25 protein-coding genes are annotated in these 25465 nt (G+C 66.0%); 12 read left to right on the forward strand and 13 right to left on the reverse strand.

Annotation, left to right across the window (positions count from 1 at the left end; all coding sequences use genetic code 11):
* Positions 1–6 precede the first annotated feature (6 nt).
* Positions 7–1785: a thiol reductant ABC exporter subunit CydC gene (gene cydC / locus SALB1_RS04565; RefSeq protein WP_158590625.1), complete on the reverse strand. Its 1779-nt coding sequence runs from the start codon at positions 1783–1785 to the stop codon at positions 7–9.
* Positions 1778–3523: a thiol reductant ABC exporter subunit CydD gene (gene cydD, locus SALB1_RS04570; RefSeq protein ID WP_109995271.1), complete on the reverse strand. Its 1746-nt coding sequence runs from the start codon at positions 3521–3523 to the stop codon at positions 1778–1780. Before cydD ends, cydC begins: the two co-directional genes overlap by 8 nt.
* A 191-nt stretch (positions 3524–3714) precedes the next feature.
* Here cydD and SALB1_RS04575 point away from each other — a divergent pair, with 191 nt between their 5' ends.
* Positions 3715–4458 (forward strand): cyclic nucleotide-binding domain-containing protein, encoded by a 744-nt coding sequence (locus SALB1_RS04575; protein ID WP_109992780.1) that lies wholly within the window; start codon positions 3715–3717, stop codon positions 4456–4458.
* Between the two features lie 74 nt (positions 4459–4532).
* Here SALB1_RS04575 and SALB1_RS04580 read toward each other — a convergent pair whose 3' ends face one another.
* Entirely contained in the window at positions 4533–5219 is a 687-nt protein-coding gene (locus SALB1_RS04580) for an OmpW family protein (protein WP_109992781.1), read from the reverse strand.
* Between the two features lie 185 nt (positions 5220–5404).
* Between SALB1_RS04580 and SALB1_RS04585 the strand changes: the two genes are divergently transcribed.
* The 3 genes from SALB1_RS04585 (at position 5405) to SALB1_RS04595 (ending at position 7664) form a co-directional block, all read left to right on the forward strand.
* Positions 5405–6274, forward strand: a complete 870-nt coding sequence (locus SALB1_RS04585) for a universal stress protein (protein WP_109992782.1) — start codon at positions 5405–5407, stop codon at positions 6272–6274.
* Positions 6275–6361: 87 nt separating this feature from the next.
* Entirely contained in the window at positions 6362–7339 is a 978-nt protein-coding gene (locus tag SALB1_RS04590; protein ID WP_109992783.1) for a DnaJ C-terminal domain-containing protein, read from the forward strand.
* 1 nt (position 7340) lies between these two features.
* Positions 7341–7664 carry a chaperone modulator CbpM gene (locus SALB1_RS04595; RefSeq protein WP_109992784.1) on the forward strand — a complete coding sequence of 108 codons (324 nt, stop codon included), beginning with the start codon at positions 7341–7343 and terminating at the stop codon, positions 7662–7664.
* 30 nt (positions 7665–7694) lie between these two features.
* On the opposite strand, the gene SALB1_RS04600 is transcribed toward SALB1_RS04595, so the two are convergent.
* Positions 7695–8507, reverse strand: a complete 813-nt coding sequence (locus tag SALB1_RS04600) for a universal stress protein (protein WP_109992785.1) — start codon at positions 8505–8507, stop codon at positions 7695–7697.
* Between the two features lie 94 nt (positions 8508–8601).
* Positions 8602–9588, reverse strand: coding sequence for a tRNA dihydrouridine synthase DusB (dusB, locus tag SALB1_RS04605; RefSeq protein WP_109995272.1), 987 nt, complete (start codon positions 9586–9588; stop codon positions 8602–8604).
* Between the two features lie 189 nt (positions 9589–9777).
* On the opposite strand from dusB, the gene SALB1_RS04610 reads away from it, so the two are divergent.
* From SALB1_RS04610 to SALB1_RS04630, 5 genes are read left to right on the forward strand one after another with little or no spacing between them, the layout of a single operon-like run.
* Positions 9778–10152 carry a glycine zipper 2TM domain-containing protein gene (locus tag SALB1_RS04610; protein ID WP_109992786.1) on the forward strand — a complete coding sequence of 125 codons (375 nt, stop codon included), beginning with the start codon at positions 9778–9780 and terminating at the stop codon, positions 10150–10152.
* Positions 10153–10193: 41 nt separating this feature from the next.
* Positions 10194–10592 carry a PepSY domain-containing protein gene (locus SALB1_RS04615; RefSeq protein ID WP_109992787.1) on the forward strand — a complete coding sequence of 133 codons (399 nt, stop codon included), beginning with the start codon at positions 10194–10196 and terminating at the stop codon, positions 10590–10592.
* Positions 10593–10615: 23 nt separating this feature from the next.
* Positions 10616–11323 (forward strand): response regulator transcription factor, encoded by a 708-nt coding sequence (locus tag SALB1_RS04620; RefSeq protein ID WP_109992788.1) that lies wholly within the window; start codon positions 10616–10618, stop codon positions 11321–11323.
* Entirely contained in the window at positions 11323–12669 is a 1347-nt protein-coding gene (locus SALB1_RS04625; protein ID WP_109992789.1) for an ATP-binding protein, read from the forward strand. Before SALB1_RS04620 ends, SALB1_RS04625 begins: the two co-directional genes overlap by 1 nt.
* A gap of 49 nt (positions 12670–12718) precedes the next feature.
* Complete coding sequence (locus SALB1_RS04630; RefSeq protein ID WP_109992790.1) at positions 12719–13234, forward strand: hypothetical protein; 516 nt, start codon at positions 12719–12721, stop codon at positions 13232–13234.
* 29 nt (positions 13235–13263) lie between these two features.
* Here SALB1_RS04630 and plsB read toward each other — a convergent pair whose 3' ends face one another.
* The 5 genes from plsB to SALB1_RS04655 are packed head-to-tail and all read right to left on the reverse strand — an operon-like array spanning position 13264 to position 19183.
* Positions 13264–15756 carry a glycerol-3-phosphate 1-O-acyltransferase PlsB gene (plsB, locus tag SALB1_RS04635; RefSeq protein WP_109992791.1) on the reverse strand — a complete coding sequence of 831 codons (2493 nt, stop codon included), beginning with the start codon at positions 15754–15756 and terminating at the stop codon, positions 13264–13266.
* 6 nt (positions 15757–15762) lie between these two features.
* On the reverse strand, positions 15763–16458 hold the full coding sequence (locus tag SALB1_RS04640) for a hypothetical protein (RefSeq protein WP_145961235.1): 696 nt from the start codon (positions 16456–16458) through the stop codon (positions 15763–15765).
* 7 nt (positions 16459–16465) lie between these two features.
* Positions 16466–17257 carry a VacJ family lipoprotein gene (locus SALB1_RS04645; RefSeq protein WP_109992793.1) on the reverse strand — a complete coding sequence of 264 codons (792 nt, stop codon included), beginning with the start codon at positions 17255–17257 and terminating at the stop codon, positions 16466–16468.
* Between the two features lie 36 nt (positions 17258–17293).
* Entirely contained in the window at positions 17294–18361 is a 1068-nt protein-coding gene (locus SALB1_RS04650) for an NAD-dependent epimerase/dehydratase family protein (protein ID WP_109992794.1), read from the reverse strand.
* Between the two features lie 3 nt (positions 18362–18364).
* Positions 18365–19183, reverse strand: coding sequence for a lysophospholipid acyltransferase family protein (locus SALB1_RS04655; RefSeq protein ID WP_109992795.1), 819 nt, complete (start codon positions 19181–19183; stop codon positions 18365–18367).
* Between the two features lie 92 nt (positions 19184–19275).
* Here SALB1_RS04655 and SALB1_RS04660 point away from each other — a divergent pair, with 92 nt between their 5' ends.
* Positions 19276–20112 (forward strand): ParB/RepB/Spo0J family partition protein, encoded by an 837-nt coding sequence (locus tag SALB1_RS04660; protein ID WP_109992796.1) that lies wholly within the window; start codon positions 19276–19278, stop codon positions 20110–20112.
* A gap of 32 nt (positions 20113–20144) precedes the next feature.
* On the opposite strand, the gene SALB1_RS04665 is transcribed toward SALB1_RS04660, so the two are convergent.
* Positions 20145–20825: a hypothetical protein gene (locus SALB1_RS04665; RefSeq protein ID WP_109992797.1), complete on the reverse strand. Its 681-nt coding sequence runs from the start codon at positions 20823–20825 to the stop codon at positions 20145–20147.
* 56 nt (positions 20826–20881) lie between these two features.
* Between SALB1_RS04665 and SALB1_RS04670 the strand changes: the two genes are divergently transcribed.
* Both SALB1_RS04670 and SALB1_RS04675 read left to right on the forward strand, forming a co-directional pair.
* Positions 20882–21154 carry an acylphosphatase gene (locus tag SALB1_RS04670; RefSeq protein ID WP_109992798.1) on the forward strand — a complete coding sequence of 91 codons (273 nt, stop codon included), beginning with the start codon at positions 20882–20884 and terminating at the stop codon, positions 21152–21154.
* A 345-nt stretch (positions 21155–21499) separates the two neighbouring features.
* Positions 21500–23119: a peptide chain release factor 3 gene (locus SALB1_RS04675; protein ID WP_109992799.1), complete on the forward strand. Its 1620-nt coding sequence runs from the start codon at positions 21500–21502 to the stop codon at positions 23117–23119.
* A gap of 371 nt (positions 23120–23490) precedes the next feature.
* Here the strand turns inward: SALB1_RS04675 and SALB1_RS19430 are convergent, their stop codons facing one another.
* On the reverse strand, positions 23491–23619 hold the full coding sequence (locus SALB1_RS19430) for a hypothetical protein (RefSeq protein WP_255414500.1): 129 nt from the start codon (positions 23617–23619) through the stop codon (positions 23491–23493).
* 818 nt (positions 23620–24437) lie between these two features.
* Positions 24438–25385, reverse strand: a complete 948-nt coding sequence (locus SALB1_RS04680; RefSeq protein WP_109992800.1) for an IS481 family transposase — start codon at positions 25383–25385, stop codon at positions 24438–24440.
* Between the last annotated feature and the right edge of the window lie 80 nt (positions 25386–25465).

A 25465-nucleotide genomic window follows, 5' to 3' on the forward strand; every position in this document is an offset into this window, starting at 1 on the left:
GGCCGTTCAGGGCAAGGTTAAAGAGGCGCCGGGGGCAGGTCGTTGATCTGAATCAAGACAGCCCCCGGGGCGGGTTAAACGACGATATTCGGCACAGGAATCGGTGAGCTCGGCCGGCGTGCCATCCCCCACGACATGGCCCCGATCGAGCACGATCACGCGCTCGCAGCGGGCCACCCATTCCGGCTGATGCGACACCACAATCAGCGTCCGGCCGGACAGGCGAGCCGCCGCCGCGGACCACAGCCGCGCGGCGGTGGCACCGTCCAGCCCTTCGCCGGGCTCGTCCATGATCACCACCGGGGCGTCGCGCAGCAGCGCGCGGGCGATACCGATACGGCGGATCTGGCCGCCGGACAGGCGCAGCCCCTCCTCGCCGACCAGCGTGGCGTAGCCCTCGGGCAACGCCATGATTTCGTCATGAATGGCAGCAGCCTTCGCGGCGGCGATGATCGCGTTTTCGTCGGCGTCCGGGTCGCCCACGGCGATGTTGTCGGTGACCGTGGCGTGGAACAGGTAGATGCGCTGCGGTACCAGCGCGATCGCGGCCCGCAGATCGGCGCTGCGATATGCCGTCACGGGGGCGCCGCCCCAAGTCACTTGACCCCGCTCGGGCACCGTCATTCGGGTCAGCAAATGCACCAGGCTGCTCTTGCCCGCGCCGCTGGCGCCGACGATCGCGACGCGCTCGCCGGGCGCGATCGAAAGCGACGCATCAGCCAGCGCCCAGGGCGTATCCGGCGTGTGGCGGACAAAGACATGCTCGAACACCAGACGATGGTCGACCGGCGCCGGTCGCGGCGTCTCGGGCTCGACGATGGCCGGACGCAGCGCCTCGAAGGCGCGCAGCCGGCGGGTTGCGGCCTGGAGCTGGCCCAGCGCCTGCCAGGCCGCGGGCATCTGGGTCACGGCCTCGACGCTTGCCAGCACCAGCAGCACGACCGGCGCGAAATCGATCGGCGCCGCCGCGCCGCTACGAATCGCCGGCACGATCAGCCCGATCGACGCCAGTACCGCCGCATTGATCAGCACCAGCATGCCGGCCTGGCCGAGCCCGGTCAGGCGCGAAAGACGCGCCTGGCTGTCCAGATGGGCCTCGGTCAACGCGGCGACCTCGCGTTCACGCGCGGCGAAGGCGTCGAACACCACCAATTCGCCCAGACCTTCGACCATGTCCACGAGCTGGGCCTTGAGCCGGGCGGCGATCGCCACCGACTGCGCCCCCGGCGCGCGCCCGGCGCGTGCCACCCACCACGGCAACAGCCCCCCGGCCATCATCAGCAGCGCCAGGTTGGTCAGGGCCACCGCCACGCTGTACCAGGCCCAGACCGCGACCGCCCCCGCCACGCAGACCACGCCCACGGTCACCGGCAGAATCAGCTGCAGATAGACCGCGCTCAACGTGTCGATATCGGCCCGCACGCGGGCCAGCAGATCGCCGCTGCGCAGGCCGGACAACTGATGCGCGGACAACGGCTCGACCTGGCGGTAGAACCACACCCGCAGCCCGGTCAGCAGCTTGAATGTCGCGTCGTGGGTGACCAGCCGTTCCAGATAACGTCCGCCGGTGCGCGCGATCGCCAGGCCGCGGATGGCCGCGGCCGGCGTGAAGTAATTCATATCGGCGGCGGCCAGCCCGGCCGCCGCCATGCTGGCAATGAACCAGCCGGAAACGGCCAGCAACGCCATGTTGGAGGCGACCGTGATGATGCCGAGTACGATGCCGAGCGCAAACGCCCCGCGATACGGCCGGGCGAGTTGCAGCCACCAGCGCAGATCACTCATGCCGGCCCTCCGCGAGCATCGCGGCATAGCGCCCGCCGGCCGCCACCAGCTCAGCGTGGCAGCCGGTCTCGACCACCCGGCCGGCATCCAGCACCACGATGCGATCGGCCTCGCGGACGGTGGCCAGACGATGCGCGATGACCACCAGGCTGCGATCCGCGCCCAACTCGCCGAGCGCCACCGTCAGCGCCTGTTCATTGGGGGCGTCCAGATGCGCGCTGGCTTCGTCGACTACCACGAAGGGTGCGGCGGCCGCCAGCGCCCGGGCGATCGCCAGCCGCTGGGCTTCGCCGCCGGACAAGCGCAGCCCGCGTTCGCCGATCGCCGTGTCGAGACCGTCCGGCAGCGCGGCCACGAACGCCCGCGCCTGAGCACGCTCCAATGCCTGCCACAGGGCATCGTCCGGCACCTCGATCGCGCCGAGCGTGAGATTGTCGCGCACGTTGCCATGGAACAACCGCGGCTGCTGGGGTACCCAGGCACACCAGCGCCGCCAGTAAGCGGGGGCCAGCGTCGCGCGATCGATGCCATCCAGCGTGACGCGGCCGGTTGTCGGCGCGAGCAGCCCCATGAGCACCAGTGCCAGCGTGCTCTTGCCCGCTGCGGAGGCGCCGACGATGGCCACCGTCTCGCCCGGCGCGATCGACAGATCCACCGCGGTCAGCGCCTGGGTGCCGTCCGGGTAGGCGTACGACACCGCATCGAGCGCGACGGCCGGCGCGCGCCCGGCCACCAGCCCGTCGCAACGGCTGCCCGGGTTCGCATCGGCGGGGGCGTCCAGCAGGGCGACAATGCCCTCCGCGGCCCCGATCGCTTCCATGCGCGCGTGGTAGACCGTGCCCATGTTGCGCAGCGGCAGATAGAACTCGGGCGCCAGCAGCAGTACCAGGAAACCGGAGGTGAAGCCGATATCGCCCCAGAGCAGGCGAAACCCGATCAATACCGCCACCATGGCGATGCTGACCGTGGCCAGGAATTCGAGCACCAGCGACGACACGAACGCCAGCCGCAGCACGCGCATCGTGGCCAGGCGGTATTCATCCGACAGCTTTGCGATCAGCCGGGCTTCGCGCGCGCCGAGATTGAATAGCTTGAGCGTGGTCAGCCCCTGCAACGCGTCCAGGAAATGCCCCGACAACACCCCCATGCGCCGCCACTGGCGCTGGTTGAGCTTTTCGGCGCCGCGCCCGATGAAGATCATGAATACCGGGATCAGCGGCGCAGTCACCACCAGAATCAGCCCGGATATCCAGTCGATGGGCGCGATCACGGCAAGAATCGCCAATGGCACCAGCGCAGCCAGCGCGCTCTGCGGCAGGTAGCGGGCGTAGTAGGCTTCCAGTGCCTCGACCCCGTCGCTGAGCGTGTTGACCAGATCGCCGGTCGCCTGGCTGCGTTGCCAGACGATGCCGCGCCCGGCCAGCCGTGCCACCAGCCGGGCGCGGATTTCGGTCTTGATGGCACGCCCGGCGGCAAAGGCGGTCTGTTGCACCAGATAGACCAGCCCGGCCCGCACCAGCACGATCGCGGCCAGCCCGGCCAGCAGCCACACCAGCGCGGGCAATGCCGCGCGGTCGAAAATCACCGCATTGGCCAGATGCGCAAGCACGCTGGCCTGAACGATCAGCAACAGGCCGCCGGCCAGGCCGAGGCCGACGGTAATCGCGACCGGGCGACGGACATGCGCCCGGTTGGATTTCAACCAGGCAAGCGTGGGCGTGGCAGCGGAATGGCTCATCATGCGGGGCGGCCGAGCCGCCGGTCGAAGCAGACGGCGCTACACTAATCGGTCACCCGATCAACATCGTTGATCTGGATCAATCATCAATCTGACGCGCACAAAACGATGGTGGGCTGGGTACCTCCGATCCGAACGAATTTTTGGTTACAGTAAGCGGCTATGCTTTCCACCGTCGACCGGAGCCGTACATGCCGGCGACATTCCGACATCTTGATAACGTCCAGCAGGCCTGCGGCCGCTGCTCGCTGGCGCATTTATGCCTGCCCTACGGGCTGGGCACGGGCGATATCCAGCGCCTGGAAACATTGGTGGATGTCGGCAGGCCGCTGGCCCGCGGCACCGAACTGTTCGCCCAGGGCGACCGGTTGAGCGCCCTGTACGCGGTGGGCTCGGGAGCCATGAAGACTTCGATGATCGACGCCGAAGGCCTGGAACAGATCATGGGCTTCTACTACCCCGGCGATCTGCTCGGCCTGGACGGCATGGGCGATGAAGTCCACCACTGCACGGCGACCGCACTCGAGGACAGCCAGATCTGTCGCATTCCGTTCGATCAACTCGATCAACTGGTCGACGAGGTTCCCGGCCTGCGCCGCCAGCTCATGCGCCTGATGAGCCATGCCCTGTCCGATGACGAGCAGCTTCTGCTGACACTGGGCCGAAAGAGCAGCGAAGGCCGGATCGCGACCCTGCTGCTGAGCCTGTCGCGGCGGCGGGAGATGCGCGGATTGCCGGCCTCGCCGATCCGCCTATCGATGAAGCGCGCCGATCTGGCCAACTTTCTCGGCATGCGTATCGAAACCGTCAGCCGCGTGCTGCGCCGACTGCAGGAATGCCGGATCATCGCGGTGGATCGTGCGGATGTTGCGGTTCTCGATTTCGACGCGCTGGAAGCATGGGCCACGCGCGGCGCCTGGGTGGCCGACCAGTAATCCCGACCGGCTCGCAGGCGGCTCCGGATCGTGGCGGTGCCCGATCCGGAGCCGCCTGGGTACCCACTCGCCCTTTAAAAGCGATAGCCCACCGCTGCCGTGTACACCCACGGATTGATATCGAGGTTCACCTTGGTGTGCCCGCCGCCGGCCGTGTTGACATGCGCATTGCTATCGATGCTTATATAGCGCACGTTGGCATTCACCAGCCAGTGATCGCCGATCCGGTAATCCAGGCCGACCTGGGCGGCCGGGCCGAACGAATTGCTCAGATCAAGTCCGGTCACCCCCGCTGCGGCCGCCTGACGGTGAACATGTTCGTCGAAAAACAGCGTGTAATTGACGCCCACGCCGACATAGGGCGACAACGGCGTGCCGGTCTCGAAGTGATAATCGAAGCTCAGCGTGGGCGGCAGGTGCTTGATGGAGCCGAGATCGGTACCGCCCAACGCGCCGCCCTGTAACTTCACGTCATGCTTGAACGGCCAGGCCGCCAGCAATTCGACGTCGATGTGATCGGTGATCATGTAGGCCAGCGTCACACTCGGCTTCACGTCGTTGCCGACCGAGACGTGGGTGCCCGCCAGCGCCGACGCCAGTGTGCCGGATTTGCGGTGGGTCTGTTCGTCGGGGACCACGGCGCTCGCGCCACCGCGCACGATCACGTCGCCCGCGTGCCAGACGGGGGCCGCATTGGCGGCGCTCGCACCCAGCGCGAGCACCAATCCCGTACCGGCGCCGATCCATGTATTTCTCTTCATGATGTACTCCCTTCGTCTAATGAGTCCAGGAGCGAATCTAGGCCCGTGACCGCCCGGGCGGGTTGATGCAGATCAAGTCGGCGCCGTCCTGCCTGCACCGCCCGAGGGCGCTTGATTCAGGTCAATCGTCAGCCGGCGAGCGCATGGCATCATGAGGCCGATCAAACCCAACCGAACAGCCCATCATGCGCTACGCCAGCCTTCTCGCCCATGTCCAGGACACGCCCAGCCAGGCCGTGTTTACCGACACTGCCGCGGCTCTGGCGGCGCGCTGGCAAGCCCATGTCACCGGGCTGCATACCCATGTCCCGACCTACAACAGCTATGTCGCCACCGGCGACTATCCGGTGGCGCCTTCGCCGACCGTGGTCGCCGAGGACGACGCGGCCGCGCGCGATCGCGATGCAGACCTGGCTCGCACCTTCGCCGAACGCGTCGAGGCACGGCATGTGGCCGACCACGACTGGCGCTATCGCACGGCAGACCTGGCCGGGCGCCAGACCGCGGACCTGATCGCCGAGGAAGCACGGACACACGATCTGGTCGTGCTCGGCCGCCCGGCGCCGTCCGATCGCGACCATACCAGCGCCGACACCGCCGCACTCGTCGCCCAGGCTTCGGCCCGGCCGGTGCTGGTCCTGCCGGCCAGCGATGCACCCTTTGCCAACCTCGGCCGGCAGGTCGTACTCGCCTGGAATGCGTCGCGCGAGGCACAGCGCGCCATCAGCGGTGCCCTGCCACTGCTGCAGGATGCCGAATCGGTGACTCTGCTCGTGGTCGACGACAACCATGCCTGGGTGTCACCGCACGGCGAGGAGCCCGGTGCCGATATCGCGCTTTATCTGGCTCGCCACGGCGTATCCGTCGACGTCTCGCGGATCAGCTGCCGCGGTCGCTCGGTTGCCGAGGCCTTGTGTGCGCACGTGGATGAACGCGGCGCCGACCTGCTGTGCATGGGAGCCTACGGCCACTCGCGGCTGCGTGAGTTCTTCCTGGGCGGCACCACCTACGAGATGCTGCGACGCCTGCCCGTACCCACGCTGATCGGTGCCTGAAAAAGCAGGTGGCCCGGGTCCACAGGACCGCGCCACCGCCCTATAATCGAGCCATCGTATCCACGCCGAAAGTCGTATCCCGGGCCTATGGAATACAAGGACTATTACAAGATTCTCGGCGTCGAGCGCGACGCCACTGAAGACGACATCAAGCGCGCCTATCGCAAGCTCGCCCGCAAGTATCATCCGGACGTCAGCAGCGAGGAAGGCGCCGCCGAGAAGTTCCGCGAGGCCAACGAAGCCTACGAGGTGCTCAAGGATCCGGAAAAACGCGCCGCCTACGATCAGCTCGGCCGCGGCGGCGGCCCGCGCGCGCAGGGCGACGACGGGGCTGGCTTCGAGCCACCGCCGGGCTGGGAATCGAACTTCGATTTTCACGGCGGCGGTTATACCGGCGCCGATGCCGGCGGTTTCAGCGATTTCTTCGAGTCCCTGTTCGGTCGCGGCGGTTTTAGAGCCGCGGGCGGTCGAGGTCCCGGGGCCTCCGCAGGAGGCGCCATGCGCGGCCAGGACCAGACCGCTCGCATCGCGCTGGATCTGGAGGACGCGTTTCAGGGTGGCCAGAAAATGTTGTCGCTGCGCGTGCCGGAAGTCGATGCGCATGGCCGCGTCGTCAACCGCGAACGTACCGTGCGGGTGAACATCCCCAAGGGTGTGCGCGCCGGCCAGCAGCTGCGGCTGAGCGGCCAGGGGATGCCCGGCCTCGGTGGCGGCGACGCCGGCGATCTGTATCTTGAGATCGAATTCCGCCCCCATCCCCTGTTCCGTCTGGACGACCGCAACCTGATCCTCGAGTTGCCGGTTGCCCCCTGGGAAGCCGCGCTCGGCGCGACGGTCAAGACCCCGACGCCGGCAGGGCCGGTCGATCTCAAGATTCCGGCCGGGTCGAACGCCGGCCGGCGACTGCGTCTGAAAGGCCGGGGCATGCCGGGCAAGACGCCGGGCGATCTGATCGCCATCCTCAAGATCGTATTGCCGGAACGCCTCGACGACGAAACCCGTACGCTCTACGAGCGCCTGGCGCGCGAGAGCGACTTCAATCCCCGCAAGACACTGGGGGTCTGATATGCAAGACACGCGCTATACGCTGACCTGCGAGCTCGTCGATCACGGCGAAACGCTGACCTTCGCCGAGCTCTGCCGGTCCTGCGGCGTCCATGCGGAATGGGTCGCCCTGCTGGTCGAACATGGCGTGCTCGAGCCGGTGGCGCCGCGCGAACGCCAGTGGCGCTTCGCCATCACGCAACTGCCGCGGGTGCATACTGCACGCCGGCTGGCACAGGATCTCGACCTCAACGCCTCGGGCATCGCGCTGGCGCTGGAGTTGATCGACGAAATCCGCACGCTGCGCAGCCAGCTGGCCGCACGGGAGACGCTGGACGCGCATTGATGCGCGTCCAGCGCGCCGGGCAGGCCGGGCTCAGTGCGCCAGCAACAGCGGTAGCGGGGGCGGCGCGTCGATCACGTCCCGCGTCACCCCGCCCAGCACCAGTTCGCGCAGCCGCGAGTGGCCATAGACGCCCATGCAGATCAGATCGGCGTTCATCTCGATCGCTTCGGTGAGCAGCGTATCGGCCACACCGACGCTGTCGCTGTCCGCAAGACGCACTTCGGCCTCGATGCCGTGCCGCGCCAGATACAACGCGATGTCGGCGCCGGGATTGTCGCCCAGGCGACGATGGGCGGAGCCATCCGGATCGATCACCAGCACGCACACCTGTTCGGCGCGCGCCATCAGCGGCAGCGCCGCCGTCGCGGCCCGGGTCGACTCGCGGCTGGCGTTCCAGGCCAACATGATGCGCTGGCCCAGGCGTCGATCCCGGTCGGCTTCCGGCACCGCGATCACCGGGCGCGAAGACACGATCGCGAGCCGCGCCGCGAGATCGCCGCCGCTCATGACCAGCGCATCCGCATAACGCGCATGCAGCGCCAGCGTATTCAGTGTTTCCCCCCGCACGAAACGCCATTCGTTGGTTTCCACCCCTTCTGCCCGACAGGCGGCCTCGAAGGCCTCGCGAGCCGCCAGCGTGGCTTCATCCCGGCCGCTGGCGGCCTCGGGATCGACATCGGCGATATTCGGGTAGGCCAACGGGTAGCGATAATACGGCGGCTCGTAGACGTACAACCCGGTCAGATGGGCGTCGAAGCGCGCGGCCAGCGCGGCGGCCTGATTGATCGCGGCGCGATCCAGCGAGACCTCCGTGATGGCAATGATCAGACTCTTGTAGCTCATGGCAGTGTTCCCTGCGTGATCCGGACACGACCCGGCCGAATGCCGGGCATACCGCCAGATTAACGCCGGTCCGGCGCACAGGACCTGATCTGGATCAACTCACATCGCGCCAGGCCGCGGCAGCCGCCGCGTCGAAGTAACGCTCGAGCAGGCGGATCTGGCGCGCCGCGCCCGCCGCGGTCATCAGATCCATGTACAGGGCCGGATGCGGCGCGCGGCGCTCGCACAGCCAGCCGATATGCCGGCGGGCCACCCGCACCCCCTGTTGTTCGCCGTAGAAATCGTGCACCTGTTCGATCAACCCCAGAACGATTTCGGCCTCGTCCGCCAGATCCGGCGCGACCGCCACCTTGCCCGCCATGGCCGCGGCCAGCTCACGAAACAGCCACGGGCAGCGACCGGCCGCGCGCCCGATCATCAGGCCGTCGGCGCCGGTCGCCGCCAGCACTTTGCGCGCGCGGTCGACCGAATCCACATCGCCGTTGGCCCAGACCGGAATCGAAACCGAGGCCGCGACCGCCGCGATGGTGTCGTACTCGGCCACCCCGCGATAATGCTGATCCCGGGTTCGCCCGTGCACGGCCAGCGCGGCAATGCCCGCCGCCTCGGCCCGCTTCGCGATGGCGACCGCGTTGATTCGATCGGCCGAGATGCCGGTGCGCATCTTGAGTGTGACCGGCACCGGCGAGGCCGCCACCACGGCCTCCAGAATCCGGGCCACATTGTCAGTATCGGCCATGAGCGCCGAGCCGGCCGCCTTGCGACAGACCTTCTTGGCCGGGCAGCCCATGTTGATGTCGATGATGTCGGCCCCGGCGTCGGCGTTGACACGGGCCGCCGTGGCCAGATCGGTCGCATCACCCCCGGCGATCTGGATGACCCGGGGCGCGGGCTCGCCCGAGAAATCCAGCCGCAGCCGCGACTTGCGGGTAGCGCGCAGTTCCGTACGAGCCGAAACCATCTCGCCTACCGTCAGCGACGCGCCGAACCCGCGACACAGGCGCCGGAACACGCGGTCGGTCACCCCGGCCATCGGCGCCAGTGCCAGTGCATTGGGAAAACGATAACCCGCGATCTCCATGGCGCGCAGTGTAGAGCCTGTGGCCGCGACATACGAGATCGCCCGGCGCTCACTGGCGGGGCGCGGCGAACCCGCGCCGGTCGGCGTGAACGAGCCGCCGCCAGTTGGCAACGACAACCAGGACGCGACCTCGCTTCAGGATCGATTCAGCGCTGGTCTTGTATTTTCAGCGCGAAACGAGGGTCGACCATGCGCAATTCGCTCCGCTCCATCCTGTTGACGGCTCTGATCGGTGCCGTGCTCGCCCTGGCCGCCTGCGCCACACGGAACGGCCCGCAAGTAGATCCGATATTCAACGCCGTGCCCGGCGGGCGCTATGCCTGCGCCAACGCCCCGGATAATCGCAATGTGCTCGTGCGCAGTCTGACCAGCCCGCTGGGACAGGCAGCGCTCGGCGGCGCACTCGGCGGGCTGGTCGGCAATCAGTTCGGTAGCGGTAGCGGCCAGGATATCGCCACCGGCGCCGGGGCGGCCGCCGGTGTGGCCGCGGGCAACTGGAACGCCAACCGCATGGCCGACAATCGTTACCAGCAGTGTCGGCAACGCCAGCAATCGGGATATTGATGCATCGTTCGTCCGCATGCCCGACCCGGTGCGTCAGCGTGATGCAGCGGTCGATCGGCCCGCGCGAGTTGGCCTATGTGGTGATGTGCGCGCTGGTGCTGCTCGCGTATTCGGCCAACGCGGCGGCCGATCCGGCGACCCGTTCGACCCCGCAACGCAGCGGCGCCAGCCTGCTGCTGCGAACCGACCCCCATACCCGGGCGGACCACGCCAACGGCCCGCATGGCGACAACGACCGTCGCCGGCAACAGCGCCAGAACAGCAAGAAACAGCAACGCCCGGCGATCACGCCGGAGCAGGCCGCGCAACGCGCCCGCCACCGCTTCGGCGGGCGCGTGCTCAACGTGATACTGGAACACGGACCGGGCGGGCCTTACTATCGGGTCAAACTTCTGGAAAATGGCCGGGTTCGCGTGGTGGATATCGACGCGCGCCGTTGACCCCGGCTGAAAGGTAAGCAGGCATGCGAGCTCTGGTGATCGAAGACGATGTCGAACTGCGCACCCAGGTCTGCGAGCGTCTGCGCTCGGAAGGCTTCGCGGTCGACGAGACCGGCGAAGGCGAAGAAGGACTGTTCTACGCCAAGGAATATCCGATCGATATCGCGATCATCGATCTCGGCCTGCCGGGCCCGACCGGGCTCGACATCATCTCGGAAGTGCGCGAAGCCGGGCTGGACTACCCCATTCTGATTCTCACCGCGCGCAGCCGCTGGCAGGACAAGGTCGAAGGCCTGGAAGCGGGGGCCGACGATTATGTCGTCAAACCGTTCCAGCCGGAAGAGCTGTCGGCCCGGATTCAGGCGCTGGTCCGGCGCTCGCGCGGCTGGGCCCAGCCGCGGCTGGAATCCGGCGACATCGTGCTCGACACCTCGCGCCAGGAAGTCTTCGTTGGCGAGGAATCGATCGATCTGACCGCCTACGAATATCGCGTACTCGAGTATCTGATGCTGCACGCTGGCGAGGTAATCTCCAAGACCGCGCTGACCGAGCACATCTATGAGGAGAACGCCGAGCGCGACTCCAACGTGATCGAGGTGTTCGTGCGTCGCCTGCGTGCCAAGCTCGACCCGGACGGCACGCGCAAGCCGATCGAGACCCTGCGTGGCCGCGGCTATCGCCTGGCGCGCGACGACCGCCCGCGGCCACCCGCCGATAGCGCCGCGCCGTGATGAACTCGCTGCGGGCGCGGCTGCTGGCCGCGACCGCGGTGCTGTTGGTCGCGTTTATCGGGCTGACCGGCGTCGCCTTGCAGACCGCGGTTCGCGAGCGCGCGGAGCAGGCCGAGCACGACCGCCTGCAGGGGCTGTCCTATGCCCTGCTCGGCAGCGCGGACATCACCAACGATGGCCAGTTCAACCTGGCGCCGCGGGTACTGCCGGAGTCCGATCTTTCCCGGCCCGACTCCGGCCTCTACGCCATGGTGCTCAACAAGAAAAAGCAGATGATCTGGCATTCGCCCTCGTTGCTCGGCAGCATCGACATGCCCGCCCTGCCGGCCGTCGGCCAGTGGCAGCAAATGCGCCTCAAACGGGACAATGGCAATCAGCTGCTCACCCTGTCGTTCGGCTTTCGCTGGGTGACCGAAGCCGGCAAGGACTATCGCTATACCCTGGTCGTGGCCGAGAACACGTCCATCCTTGCCAAACAAATGCAACGTTTTCAGGGCGTGCTGTGGACGCTGTTGTCCGTTTCGGCACTGATTCTGCTGATCGTCGAGTTGCTGATCCTGCGCTGGGGGCTGGCACCGCTGCGCCGCCTGGCACGCAATCTCGCCAATCTGGAGTCGGATGACGACCGGCGTCTCGAAGGCCAGTACCCCGACGAGATCCAGCCGTTGGTCAGCAACCTGAACACCATGCTGGTCAACGACCAGGCGCGCCTGACCCGCTACCGCAACGCGCTCGGCGACCTGGCACACAGCCTGAAGACGCCAATGGCCATTCTGCGCGGTATCGCCGAGGACCCGACACTGTCCGGCGAACAACGCAGCGCGCTGAGATCCCAGCTGGCGCGCATGAATGACATCCTGGACTATCAACTGCAGAAGGCAGCCGCCGCCGGCAAGCGCAGCCTCACGCGTCGACTCGCGCTCGCCCCCATCGCCGAGCGCCTCGGCCGGGCATTGACCAAGGTTTACGCCGAATCCGGCATCCGCTTCGACATCCGAATCCCGCCGACCCTGCGCGTGCCCGTGGATGAGGGCGACATCACGGAACTGTTGGGGACGCTGATGGACAACGCGGCCAAATACGGCAAGGATCGAGTGATCGTGGACGCCCGGCGCAGCGATCAGGGCATGCTGTCGCTCTGGGTCGACGACAACGGTCCCGGCTTCGGCGAATCCCAGCCGCACCGCCTGCTTGAGCGCGGCGTACGCGCCGACCGCACCCGCGAAGGGCAGGGACTCGGTCTGGCGGTGGCCGCCGAGATCGTGCATTCCTACAACGGCGAGATCGAACTGACCCGAAGCGACCTGGGCGGCGGCCGCGTGCTGGTCACCATCGCGGAAAACTGATCCGACCCGCGCCCCATTCTTATCTTGAACGGCATGACAGAGTGATCCGATGAGCAACAACCAAAACGAGACGCCGCTAGACCCCGAATCCATCCCGCCCGAGGCCCTGGATCCCGCAACCTATCACCGGGTGGTGGGGCCGGCGCTACAGGCCGCGGCCGAAACCGCCGCCAAGCGCGGGCACAAGTATCTGTTCGACGACATGCCAGCCATGCTGGCGCTGGTCGATATGGTGACCCGGCTTGCCAACCTGTATCGCGAGCACCATCCCGAAGCCGCCACCGACAAGGCGGATCTGATCGACCGGGCGGCGACCGCCGCCTGCGTCATGGTGTTCCAGGAAGCCGAGCTGCCAGCGGACGCCATCGGCCAGTGCCTGGCGGCGCTCGAGACCGCCTACAACCAGATCAATGAGCAGGCCGTGCTCGATCCCGGCGTGCGCTACGTCGCCATGGCCTGGTCGCATCTGGACGACAACGAGCGCAAGGATGCCCACCACTGCCTGACTCAGGCCTGCGAACACATGATCGCGGCGATCGAAACCTGGCAAAGCAAGAGCCATTGATGGGCTGGCTCTGCCGTCCCGGCCATGGCTCAGCCTAGGGCCTGCCCTGGCGCGGCGTCTTCGAGCTGCGGCATGGATGTAAGGTGCGCAATGGTCTGGCGAATGTCCGAGCCAAGCAGACGCAAGGCATGCTCGGCCAGATGCCGCAGCGATTCGTCGATATACAGCCGGTTGCCTTCCTGACGCAGCAGTCCCGCCTTGACCAACGTCTGCAGATGGTTGCGGAACAGGCGCGCGTCGAAGAATTCCGGGCTGTTGCGACCGGTCAACAACGCCATGCGCTCGGCCATGAGCTGGCACTGGCGCTCGAAGCGGCCGCGTTCGACCACGCCGACCTCGAGGTTGTGGCTGAGCAGCATGGCGGTCATGGCATAGCGTTCCAGCGATTCCCGCATGATGCGCGCCAGACTCATCAGCGCAGCAAAGGCCTGGCTGCCGGCTACCGGGCGGCGCAGCGCCCCCTTGTCGGTCCGCCACAACAGGCCGCATTCGATCATGCCCTCGACGGCGTCGACCAACGCCGCGCGGCATTCGTCCGCCCGCCAGCGCAGGAACAGCTCGGAGGCCAGCAGTGGGTAGAGTTCGACGGCGTCGTCGAGCAATGCGTTTTCGTTGCGCTGCTCGAAGTGGGCGAAGAAGTTCGCGATCAGCGACGGCAGCGCAAACAGATGCATGACGTTGTTGCGGGTATAGGTCAGCAACACGGCCTGGCGTGAATCCACGGTCAGGATATCGCCCCAGGCGTGCGGCGCCCGGATCAGCCGCATCAACGGCTCCGCCTCGGCCAGCAGCGCCGCGCCATCCGGCTCGGGCGCACTGGCATCGATGGAATACGGGCAGACATGCGCCAGCCGAGCCAGCAACGTCATGCTGTGGATCATCTCGTCCTCGGCCACCGACTTCTGCGGCGCGCCGAGCAGGATGAGACAGGCCAGACCGGTGGCGTTGAGGGTCGCGGTGGCATTGATGCCGCGCATGACCTCGGCGGCCAGCGTATCCGTGAATTCCTGCAGCCACTTGGCGCGCGAATCCGCGCCGAGTTCGGCCACGCGCTCGCGCCAGTCCGGCTGGTGGGTATCGGCAAATCCGCGCAGCTCGATCGGCGCGCCAAAGGAGACGAACACACGGCCGTATTTACGTTTGAGCACCCGTGTGGAACCGCGCACGAGATCGCCCATCGTCTCGCCCTTCTTGACGCGCGTGCCGCGCAGTTCGTCGAAGTAGCCCTTGACCTCCATCACCCGGTCGTAGCCGATATACACCGGAACCACCGATACCGGGGCGTGACCGCTGGTAGCCAGCGCGCTGGCCACCGTCATCTGCAACATGCCGGTCTTGGGCGCGAGCAGACGACCGGTACGGCTGCGCCCGCCCTCGGGGTAGAACTTCATGGGCTGGCCGCGCGCGACCAGCGTCTCGACATAAGCGCGGAAGACGGCCGCATACAGCCGGTCGCCCTTGAAGCTGCGGCGCAGATAGAACGCCCCGCAACGGCGCAGCAGGCCGCCGACCGGCCAGAAGTTCAGGTTCACGCCGGCCGCGATCTGCGGCAACGCCAGCCCTTCCTGATAGAGGATGTACGACAGCAGCAGATAATCCATATGCGAGCGATGGCTCGGCAGATAGATCACCTCGCGGTTGTCGTGGGCTGCTTCGCGCAGCCGTGGTAGATGCTTGACGTCAATGCCGTCGTAGATGCGATGCCACAGCCAGGTCAGCACCCGCAACATGAAGCCGATGGCAATATTCGAGTAGTCGGCCGCGATCTCGTCGGCATATTCGCGCGCGCGCACCCGAATCGCGGCCACGTTCTTGCGCTCGCGACGCGCCGTTTCCGTGACTTCGGCAACCACCTTGGGGCTGGCCATCAAGGTATCGATGAGCTGGGCCCGGCGCGACACCCCCGGGCCCAGCGTGGCCGTCCGCTGGCGCCGGAAATGCACTCGCAGCACGCGTACCAACTTGCGTACCAGCACGCCGGGCGTGGCCGACTCGTCGATAACGTTGCGGTAATCGATGCGCTGGCCGAAATGCACCAGGGTGTTACGGCCGTTGGCGGCCACGATCAGTATCTTGCGCAACCGGCTGGAGCGTTCGGAATCGGCGAACAGGATCCGGAAGATCGAGGTTTCCTGCACCGGATTGCGGCCCCAGAACACGGACACCGGCACCAGCTGCACATCGAACGAGTGATCGTGCAGACCCCGGGCGACGATGCGTTGCAGCTCCGAGCGCTGGCGCGACCGCCCCACCGGGACGGCGAGCACCACCGCACGCCGGGCCGTGGGCAACCGGTTGCCGGCCAGATGGGGCCGCGGCATGCCGTGAGCATCGCAGACCGCCTCCAGCACGAGCCAATCGAGCAGGCTGTTCACCGGCAGCACATAGCAGACCGGCTTGTTGGTATCGAGCGCCAGCTCGTTGAGGTCCGACGGCGATACATGGGTGCCAACCCATGCGCGTAACGGCCAGCGCACGAGCGGCATGAATATGAGCAGCAGACGCAGAATGAATCGACGCATGGACGCTCAGCCGCGCGCACCGAACAAACGCACGCCGCGGCGAATACGCTGGCCGAGGCGCCGTGCAAAACGCGCGAAGCCAGTGCTCGGATGGCGTCGCGCATAGTCCTCGGCGCTCGCCAGATGCGGCGCATGACGCACCCGCAGCTTGGCCAGCGCGCTGCGATCCGCGGCGGCCAACTGGTCGAAGACCCAGTTCCAGGGCCGGTTCCAGGAGCGACCGCGACGCACGCGCGCCACGAAATCGACCAGATAGGGCCGATCGTCATCATCGACCAGGATATTGCCGCCGCCCCGCAGATCGCCATGCGCCACGCCGCGCTCGTGCATCGCCGCCACCAGCGCATCCAGCCGCTGGTAGGCCACATCGCGCGGGCGCGCCCGCGACCATGGTGCCGCCGGACAATACTCGACAAGCACGCCACGCGCATCGACCCGACGGTATAAACGGGGCACGCCGTCCAGGCCATCCAGCGCCACCAGTGCGCTCGCCTCGCGCCAGAGCAGCACCGGGGCAAGCCAGCGGTTAAACCAGCCGCGCGCTCGCCCGTAGTCCTTGAACACCGCACGCGCCGCACCGTGCTCGATCAGTGCAACATCGGGCTCGGTCGGACCGCGGGTCTTGTAGTAGCGCGTCGCGGCCGCATGCAGCTGATCGCGCGTCATCTGCATGAGCGCTGCCCTGTCCGCGTCATCGGACACGAATCGACTAGTTGCTCTGGCCCGAATCGGGTGCGGCGGCCGGAAAATTGCTGGAACCGTTGTCGGAGCGCGTCAGGCGTGCCGGCACGTTGCCGTCGTACACCGCCTTCTGGCGACTCTCCAGATAATAGCTGCGCACGAAGGCATAGGGATCGAACTGCTGCTTGAGCGTCGACTCAAAGCCCAGCAGGCTGGCGCGCACGTTCAGACCCTCGATCCCGCGCAGCGCATACGGCACCCAGGGATAGTCGTTGCTGATCACGTTGACCTGGCTCATGTAGTTGATCGGGTTGGTGAACTGATCCCCGAATTTGCCGATCAGATCACGCCCGTCGGACGGCCCGAGCAGGGGCAGATAGATGTACATGCCCGGGCCCAACCCCCAGTAGCCCAGGGTCTGGCCGAAATCCTCGTCCGGATGCGGCACATGGAGTTTGCTGGCCACATCGAACAGGCCGCCCAAACCGACCGAGGTGTTGATCATGAAACGGCCGAGCGACTGGTTGAACTTGCCCCATTTCAACTGCAGCAGGCTGTTGACCATCGTCACCGGCTGGCTGGCATTGTCGAAAAAATTGGTCACACTGGCCTGGACCCGCGCCGGGACGACCTTGTTGTACACCTTGGCCGCCGGCCGGACCGCGTACTGATCGGCCTTGTTGTTGAGCTTAAAGTCGAAGCGGTTGACCGGCTCCAACGGGTCCCACGGATCCGAAGGCGGGCTGTGGACACAGCCCGCCAGGACCAGCACGGATAGAAGACTGACCAGGGCGAAATGGAAACGCGACGTAGTAGGCATGAAGTTCTCAACCTCGGAACGGGCGCAGCCCCCGCGCTATTTCAGAGCGCGATAGTGGGCAAACAACTCCGACAGCGAATACTGCGGTATGAAGTCATAGGTACGTGAGAACAGGCCACCATCGATGATCACCGAATACTTGAAGAAGTCGATCAGGTATTCGGGCGGCGCCAGCCGACCGAGCGTGCGAACCGCGCGTCGAGCGAGTGCCGGAGGAACCGATGGCAGGAACAGGCGGCGGCATCCTGCCAGCTGAAGGGCGTCCTGATAGGTCACGTAATCGTCTGGTGCCACATTATATACGCCCGGATGGTTCTGCTCGAACGCCGCGATCACGGCGGCCGACATGTCGGCGACGTGAATGAACTGCATCAACGGCGAGAACCCGACCAGGCACGGTGCCACCCGCTGGGCGAGCATGCGGCTGATCTCGTTCTTGATGCCCGGACCGGCGATATTGCAGGGGCGCAGCACCACGATGTTGAGTTCCGGATGCTTGTACAGGTGAATATTGAACAGATTTTCGAGTTCGACGGCATCCACGATCTCGGGCATGAGATTGGCCGCCCGCATCGGATACTCCTCGTCAATCAGGCTCGGATTGCGCGCATCCGCGCCGTAGACGTGGAAGGTCGACAACGCCAGTACCTTCTCCACGCCGTACTTGCGCGCCAGCCGCAACAGACGCGACGTACCCACCACATTGGCCGAATAGCGCCGGCCGCGGGTCGACTGGGTGAACCGGATACGGCCCAGATGCGCGATACCGACGAAATCGTGCTCGCGAAACACGTCCTCGAACGGACGCTGATTGAAATCCACCACATAGTCGACGGTATCGGGGTACTCATCCTGGACTCCGCGGAATTCGACCCCGACCACCTGGTAGCCGTGCTCGGTCAGATCGGCGATCACGTGCTGGGCCAGCGCGCCGGCCGCCCCCGTGACCATGATCTTGCCGCGATGACCGTGCCCCATGCCGACTTTCGAGGCCCGGGTCTTCGGCGCGCCGACCGGGCCGCGGCGCGCCGGCGTCTTGCGGGCGCCCCGGCCGGCCGGCCCCGCGGAAGGCTTGTCGCCCTTGTTATCGTCGCTTGCGCTCATGATCTAGAAAATACTCTTGCGCTGCGCGATCCCGGCATCGATCAGATCGCGGATGGCGTCCTTGACCTCTTCCACCCGCCACTCCACATCACGTTCGCTGGTGACGTCGTTGGGGAAATGCATCGGCGGGCCGAAATTCAGAATCACCCGGGCCGGCAGTGGCACCAGCGGCGAGAGCGGGAAATACGGCATGCCCAGCATCTTCGCCAGCGGCCGGATATTGGCCAGCGACGGCATGGTCTCCTCACAGCCGACCACCCCGACCGGCACGATCGGCGTGTTGTACTCCATCGCCAGATGCATGAAACCGTGGCCGAAGCGCTGCAGCTGATAGCGCAGCCGATAGGGCTTGCCCGAGCCGCGCACGCCTTCGGGAAAGACCGTGATCGCCTCCTCCCGCTCGAGCATCTTGGCGCAGTTCTTCGCATCGCCGATCACGCCGCCGACCGAGTTCATCCAGTTGCCGAGAAACGGCACGGATGGAAACCAGCGCTCGATCATCGACCGCGGCAGGCGCGCGCCTTCCCCCTTGTTGGCGACGGCAAACGACACCAGCACCCCGTCCATGGGCAACTGGCCACTGTGGTTGCCGACGATCAGCAGCCGACCGCTGGCGGCCACGTTCTCCAGACCGTGCGCCTGTACCCGGAAGTAGTTCTCGTACAACCAGCGCACTGCCGTGAACGTGATCTTGGCGGTATCGGGATTCAGCCCCCAGGGGTCATACCCCAGGCTGCCGATGTTGCCCATCGGCAACCGATCCACGATCGACTCGACCTCGCGCGATACGGTCCGCGGCTTGAGATACTGCCGAATGCGCATATCACTCCTCGCTCGCGGCTCGGGGTCCGCGAGGCCGCCGGGGTTTACACTGGCTCAGTTGGTTCGAGCTTAGCACGCAGACCCCACCCGTCTTGACCCCCGATATCGACAAGCCAGCTCCTTGTGCTGAACACCGTATCGCGCGGCTGCCGATCGAATCGATTGCGCGCGATCCACATCAGGCGCGCACCCGCTTTGACGAGGCCGGCCTGGCCGAACTGGCGGCCTCGATCCGCGAATCGGGGGTGATCCAGCCGATCGTGGTGACCGGCGATGCCGCACACGGTTACCGGCTGCTGGCCGGCGAGCGGCGCTGGCGCGCGGCGCAGCGCGCCGGCCTGGCCGAACTGCCGGCGATCGTGCGCAACGATCTCGATCCTGAACAGGCCCGCGTGCTCGGGCTGATCGAGAATCTGCAACGGGAATCGCTCGGCGTAATGGATACCGCCCACGGCTTGGCCCGGCTGGGCGAGATCCACGGCCTGACCCATGACGCGATCGCCACGCGCATCGGCAAATCACGCGCCTACGTGAGCAATTTCCTGCGCCTGCGCCAGCTCGCCGCACCGGTCCAGGCCCTGCTCGATGAGAACCGGCTGTCGATCGGGCACGGCAAGATTCTGGCCGGGCTGGATGTGCCGGCCCAGATCCGGCTGGCCCGGCGCGCCGTGGCCGAGCGCGTCAGCGTACGCCGGCTGGAACACTGGGTACGCGAACAGGGCCAGCCGCGCGCGCCCACCGCCGGCGTCCCGCCCGAGCTGGCGGCCCTGGAGCAGCAGCTGGCAGAGCACGTGGGCAATGCGGTACACATCCAGTACGACCCGGGCCGGCGTCGGGGCGAACTGCGCATTGCGTTTCACGATCTCGATGAATTCGAAGGGCTGCTCGCCCGGCTGGGCTTCAACCCGGAACAGGACAACAACGCGTAGCCCCCCGACCGCGACCGGTGCCGGCGTCCTGCCTACTCCGGGTGATCGCCGTCGCCGGCCGGCTCGACCACCTCGGCGAGACTGAGGTTCAGACTGAAACGCTCATCCGCGTCGCTGCCATAGTGCCCGTCGCGGTCATGCTGATCGAACTGGACCATGGCCAGCCGCGCCAGGCCACCACGCGGGCCGCCCGCCGGCCCTGACCAGACCCCCACGCGCGGACCGCCCGGCATGGCCTGGGGCAACCGATCGCCATATACCGCGCGCAGCGCTTCCGGCATCAAGGCAGCGGCCCCGGCCGCCAGCGGCGCCGTACTGATCTGCATGTCGATCCAGCGCCGCCGGCGCTGTTCGGCGAGCTGCAGACGGGCGCCACGGGGCAACCGCGCCACCGCCCGACGCGTCAACGAGGCCGCCGCCTGGCGCGCGTAACGCGTCAATGGATGCGCGTCGGCCGTCGTTTCGTGCGCCAGCGCGACACGCTCGGCGCCGTGTGCCGGCATGCGAAAACAACTGTCGATATGCCCGCGCACCCGCACCGTCTCGCCCATGCCACGCTGACGGGCGGACAAGGCCAGCGTGGCGGTGACCCACGCGGGCCCGCCGTAGGGATTGGGCAGAGTCAGACGAAGACTGGCCTCGCGCGGGCCGGATCGATCCGCCGTCGCCAGGCCGCTCAACCGGGCGGCCCGATGCTTGATCGCTCGCCACATGCACGCGTCTCCGAACATGTACAATCTCGGCTTTGAGTATACGCCTGCAAGACACCATGTCCGAAACACGTTATTTCCGTGTCCGCGGCCGGGTTCAGGGCGTGGGCTTTCGAGCCGCGACCAGCGACACCGCCCGCAAACTGTCTCTCGACGGCTGGGTGCGAAATCGCGGCGACGGCGATGTGGAGTTGATGGCCCGCGGTGCGCCCGAGAATCTCGACGCGCTGCGCGACTGGCTGCACGAAGGGCCCGGCATGGCCCGGGTCGGCGACGTTTCGGAACAGGCCGCCGACGAAACCGATCTGCCGTCGCCGTTCACGGTGGCCTGACTCGGAGGCACGCCGTTTGTTTCGCACCCAAAAAGAGGCCCGAATCGGGAGGGCATCCGATTCGGGCCAGCCAGTGGGCACCGCCAGGGGGCGGGCGGCACCCTGTAAGCACAGCCGCTCGACTCGGGTAGGGTGCGGCTGCGCGGGCAGAGTCGGTGAAGGGGGAACACCGTTTCTGCAGTGGCAACGGTATTGCGCCGTCGCCGTTGGAAAGAAATATAGTCACCGGCCGCGACGGCGGCTAATTGAAATTCTCTCAAGGCAACATAGAGCTGCACTATACAGCTATTATTTCGAGTCGACTCAGCGACATACGAACGCTCGGTCGTCCGATCGGAGTGCAAAATGAATCAGGCCGCCACTGCCCACACCCGCCAGACCGCGCAGGAGGCAGCGCTCAGACGCACGTTTGCCATCATCTCGCACCCGGATGCGGGCAAGACCACCCTCACCGAAAAACTGTTGTTGTTCGGCGGCGCGATCCAGCTCGCCGGCACGGTCAAGGGCCGCAAGGCGACCCGCCATGCCACCTCGGACTGGATGGCGATGGAACAGTCGCGCGGCATCTCGGTGACCACCTCGGTGATGCAGTTCCCCTACAACGAACGCATCGTCAACCTGCTGGACACGCCGGGCCACGAGGATTTCTCCGAGGATACCTATCGCACACTGACCGCGGTCGACTCGGCGTTGATGGTGATCGACATCGCCCGCGGCGTGGAGCCGCGCACGATCAAGCTGATGGAGGTCTGCCGGCTGCGCACCACACCCATCTTCACTTTCATCAACAAGATGGACCGCGACGGCCGGCCGCCGATCGAGGTGCTCGACGAGATCGAGGATATCCTCAAGATCGAGTGCGCGCCGATCACCTGGCCGATCGGCATGGGCCGGGCGTTCAAGGGTGTGTATCACCTGCTCGAGGATAAGGTGCATCTCTACGAGGGTTCGGACAACGAGGCCGGCGGCAAGACGGTGACCCTCGACGGCCTGGACGATCCGCGCCTCAAGGAGATCGCCGGCGACTACTACGACGAACTGCTCGAGGAGATCGAGCTGGTGCGCGAGGCCGGCTCCGGCTTCGACCTCGATCGCTATCTGGCCGGCGAGATCACGCCCGTATTCTTCGGCTCGGCGGTCAACAACTTCGGCATCCGGCCCCTGCTCGATTCGTTTGTGGAATGGGCCCCGGCGCCGCGACCGCGCGAGGCCAGCTCGCGCGAAGTCGTCCCCAGCGAAGAACCGTTGTCGGGCTTCGTGTTCAAGATCCAGGCGAACATGGACCCGCAGCATCGCGACCGCATCGCCTTCATGCGCATCTGCTCGGGCCATTACAGGAAAGGCATGAAGATGCGGCATCTGCGCGCCGGCAAGGACATCCGTGTGGGCGATGCCATCACCTTCATGGCCAACCGGCGCGAGGCAGCCGACACCGCCTGGCCGGGCGACATCATCGGCATCCACAATCACGGCACCATCGCCATCGGCGACTGCTTCTCCGAGGGCGAGGATCTGGCCTTCACCGGCATCCCGAACTTCGCGCCGGAACTGTTCCAGCGCGTGGTCCTGCGCGACCCCCTCAAGGCCAAGGCCTTGCACAAGGGTCTGGACCAGCTCTGCGAGGAAGGCGCGACCCAGGTGTTCCGGCCGCTGCACAACAACGACGTGATTCTGGGGGCGGTCGGCACGCTGCAGTTCGACGTCGTCGCCGAGCGCCTGCGGACCGAGTACAACGTCAACGCCGGCTTCGAGGGAATCGAGGTCTACACCGCCCGCTGGATCTACGGCGAACCCCGCGAGATCGAGCGCTTCCGTAATCGCATGGAAACCGGCGTGGCCGAAGACCACTCGGGGGCACTGGTCTATCTGGCCCCGTCCCGGGTCAAGCTACAGCTCACCGAGGAACGCTGGCCGGATATCACGTTTGCCAACGTGCGCGAGCTCAACACCGGCACCCAGGCATGAGAGGCAACCCGCGGCGCAACCCCACGGGTGTAAAGCCACCACATTGCCGACAAATGCACGCAGGCGGTGGTTGGTCGTTGAAGGGCGCGGGTTCGTTGGCATTTCACGTTTTCAGTCCGCCAATGGACGCCAAAGGCGCCAATGGCGGACTGGGTTCGAGACCGCTATGGTTTCGAGGCGCCACGTGACCTGTCTCTTCGTTCTTTAAGGCATTTATCCGCAGATCGACACAGATTTACGCAGATGGCGGTTAGTCATTTGGGGGCACTGGTTCGATCGCGGCGCGAACGGCTGCCTGCGCTTTGTTCTCCGCGGGGCTTGTTCCACTTTGCGCCCATCCGACGCCGTCGCCGGCTCGCGCCTCGAATCTGCTACGCCGCGAAAGCAAAACCGAATCTGCGTACATCTGCGTTGATCTGCGGACCGTTTTCTTCGCCAAACGAAGCCCGAAAAGCATAACGGCGTCGCTCATCCGTCAGGTCGAAATACCAGTCCGCCATTGGCGTAATTCGCGTTCATTTGCGGACTCGATTTTGTGACATCCGTGGCTTCGGGGCGCCGCATGACTGGCTCGCTTCGTTCCTTAAGGCATTTGTCCGCAGATCAACGCAGATGTACGCAGATAGCGGTTAGTCGTTAGGGACACTAGCGCGATCGCGGCGCAAATCGCCACTGACGCTTCGTTCCCCAAAAGAGCTTTCGAGTGAGGCGTTCCGGCCGACTCGATCGCTCGTTCGCGCCTCGAATCCGCTACGCCGCGAAAGCACAACCGCATCTGCGTAATCCGTGAAATCTGCGGATCGTTTTCTTCGACGAACGAAGCCCGAAAAGCACAACGGCGCCGCTCATCCGTCAGGTCGAAATGCCAGTCCGCCATTGGCGTAATTCGCGTTCATTTGCGGACTCGATTTTGTGACATCCGTGGCTTCGGGGCGCCGCATGACTGGCTCGCTTCGTTCCTTAAGGCATTTGTCCGCAGATCAACGCAGATGTACGCAGATAGCGGTTAGTCGTTAGGGACACTAGCGCGATCGCGGCGCAAATCGCCACTGACGCTTCGTTCCCCAAAAGAGCTTTCGAGTGAGGCGTTCCGGCCGACTCGACCGCTCGTTCGCGCCTCGAATCCGCTACACCACGAAAGCACAACCGCATCTGCGTAATCTGTGAAATCTGCGGATCGTTTTCTTCGACGAACAAAGCCCGAAAAGCACAACGGCGCCGCTCATCCGTCAGGTCGAAATACCAGTCCGCCATTGGCGTACTTCGCGTTCATTTGCGGACCGTTTTCTGCGCCGAACGAAGCCCAAAAAGCACAACGCTAGCTGTGTAAAGCCACCAGGTTGTTCAGGCCGAGGGTGCTGATGGGTGTGTGGTAGTCGAGACTGGCATGGGGGCGATGCCAGTTATAGTCATGCAGCCAGTGGGGCAGATGGGCGGCACGCTGATCGGCATTGTCATAGGCGCGAGCATAGGCCCATTCGTGCAGCGCGGTCTGGATCAGCCGCTCGGCTTTGCCGTTGGTGCGCGGCCGGTAGGGCCGTGTCCTCTTGTGTTTGAGCCCGAGTCGCCGACAGGCCTTGGCGAAGACAGCCGACTTGTAACAGCCGCCGTTATCGGTCAGCACGCGGTCGAATCGTACGCCCAGGTGCCGGTAATAGCGCAAAGCGGCTATCAGGGCGCGAACGGCACTCGGTCCCGTTTCATCCGGCCAGATTGTCGCGTGACTGACGCGGCTGTGATCGTCGATGGCCACGTGGACATGGTCCCAGCCTGCGCCGCGTGAACGTCCGGCTTGTCGATTGCCGGTCACGCGGTGACCGGGGCGCTCGAAGCGGCCGAGCTTCTTGATATCGAGATGCAGCAGATCGCCGGGTGCCTCGCGGGTATAGCGCTTGACCGGCGGCGCGGGATCCAGCGCGGACAGTCGGTTCAGGCCGGCTCGCTGAAGCACGCGTGCGATCGTGGTCACGGGCACGCCCAGTTCGCGACTGATCGCGCGATAGATACGCCGCTCACGCCGCAAGGCCACGATCCGCTGCCGGGTTGCCTCGGATAGCCGATGGGGGCAACGAGCCGGTCGCGAACTGCGTTCATACAAGCCGGACTGACCGTGCTCGCGATATCGGGCCAGCCACTTGTAAGCGGTCCGCGCGCTCACGCCCATGGCCTGCGCCGCTTCGACCGGGCGCTGACCATGTTGAAGGATTCGACGGACCAACAGGTCTCGACCATGAACGGTCAAACGCGCATTCTTGTGGGTGTTCATCCGGGTCACTCCTGAAGCTTGAAGGATTCGACACCCATCAGTTTCAGGGCGGTCGGCTCGGATGAACAACCTACTGAAAG

The organism is Salinisphaera sp. LB1 (genome assembly GCF_003177035.1).
GTDB lineage: Bacteria > Pseudomonadota > Gammaproteobacteria > Nevskiales > Salinisphaeraceae > Salinisphaera.

Coding starts and splice junctions, on each gene's coding strand:
- plsB (WP_109992791.1), bottom strand. CDS start 15,756: ATGCGTCGATTCATTCTGCGTCTGCTGCTCATATTCATGCCGCTCGTG.
- SALB1_RS04680 (WP_109992800.1), bottom strand. CDS start 25,385: ATGAACACCCACAAGAATGCGCGTTTGACCGTTCATGGTCGAGACCTG.
- SALB1_RS04645 (WP_109992793.1), bottom strand. CDS start 17,257: ATGCCTACTACGTCGCGTTTCCATTTCGCCCTGGTCAGTCTTCTATCC.
- dusB (WP_109995272.1), bottom strand. CDS start 9,588: ATGGAGATCGCGGGTTATCGTTTTCCCAATGCACTGGCACTGGCGCCG.
- SALB1_RS04580 (WP_109992781.1), bottom strand. CDS start 5,219: ATGAAGAGAAATACATGGATCGGCGCCGGTACGGGATTGGTGCTCGCG.
- SALB1_RS04610 (WP_109992786.1), top strand. CDS start 9,778: ATGCGCAATTCGCTCCGCTCCATCCTGTTGACGGCTCTGATCGGTGCC.
- SALB1_RS04615 (WP_109992787.1), top strand. CDS start 10,194: ATGCAGCGGTCGATCGGCCCGCGCGAGTTGGCCTATGTGGTGATGTGC.
- SALB1_RS04665 (WP_109992797.1), bottom strand. CDS start 20,825: ATGTGGCGAGCGATCAAGCATCGGGCCGCCCGGTTGAGCGGCCTGGCG.
- SALB1_RS04675 (WP_109992799.1), top strand. CDS start 21,500: ATGAATCAGGCCGCCACTGCCCACACCCGCCAGACCGCGCAGGAGGCA.
- SALB1_RS04625 (WP_109992789.1), top strand. CDS start 11,323: ATGAACTCGCTGCGGGCGCGGCTGCTGGCCGCGACCGCGGTGCTGTTG.
- cydD (WP_109995271.1), bottom strand. CDS start 3,523: ATGAGCCATTCCGCTGCCACGCCCACGCTTGCCTGGTTGAAATCCAAC.
- SALB1_RS04575 (WP_109992780.1), top strand. CDS start 3,715: ATGCCGGCGACATTCCGACATCTTGATAACGTCCAGCAGGCCTGCGGC.
- SALB1_RS04655 (WP_109992795.1), bottom strand. CDS start 19,183: ATGCGCATTCGGCAGTATCTCAAGCCGCGGACCGTATCGCGCGAGGTC.
- SALB1_RS19430 (WP_255414500.1), bottom strand. CDS start 23,619: ATGGCGGACTGGTATTTCGACCTGACGGATGAGCGACGCCGTTATGCT.
- SALB1_RS04620 (WP_109992788.1), top strand. CDS start 10,616: ATGCGAGCTCTGGTGATCGAAGACGATGTCGAACTGCGCACCCAGGTC.
- SALB1_RS04600 (WP_109992785.1), bottom strand. CDS start 8,507: ATGAGCTACAAGAGTCTGATCATTGCCATCACGGAGGTCTCGCTGGAT.
- SALB1_RS04630 (WP_109992790.1), top strand. CDS start 12,719: ATGAGCAACAACCAAAACGAGACGCCGCTAGACCCCGAATCCATCCCG.
- cydC (WP_158590625.1), bottom strand. CDS start 1,785: ATGAGTGATCTGCGCTGGTGGCTGCAACTCGCCCGGCCGTATCGCGGG.
- SALB1_RS04590 (WP_109992783.1), top strand. CDS start 6,362: ATGGAATACAAGGACTATTACAAGATTCTCGGCGTCGAGCGCGACGCC.
- SALB1_RS04670 (WP_109992798.1), top strand. CDS start 20,882: ATGTCCGAAACACGTTATTTCCGTGTCCGCGGCCGGGTTCAGGGCGTG.
- SALB1_RS04585 (WP_109992782.1), top strand. CDS start 5,405: ATGCGCTACGCCAGCCTTCTCGCCCATGTCCAGGACACGCCCAGCCAG.
- SALB1_RS04595 (WP_109992784.1), top strand. CDS start 7,341: ATGCAAGACACGCGCTATACGCTGACCTGCGAGCTCGTCGATCACGGC.
- SALB1_RS04650 (WP_109992794.1), bottom strand. CDS start 18,361: ATGAGCGCAAGCGACGATAACAAGGGCGACAAGCCTTCCGCGGGGCCG.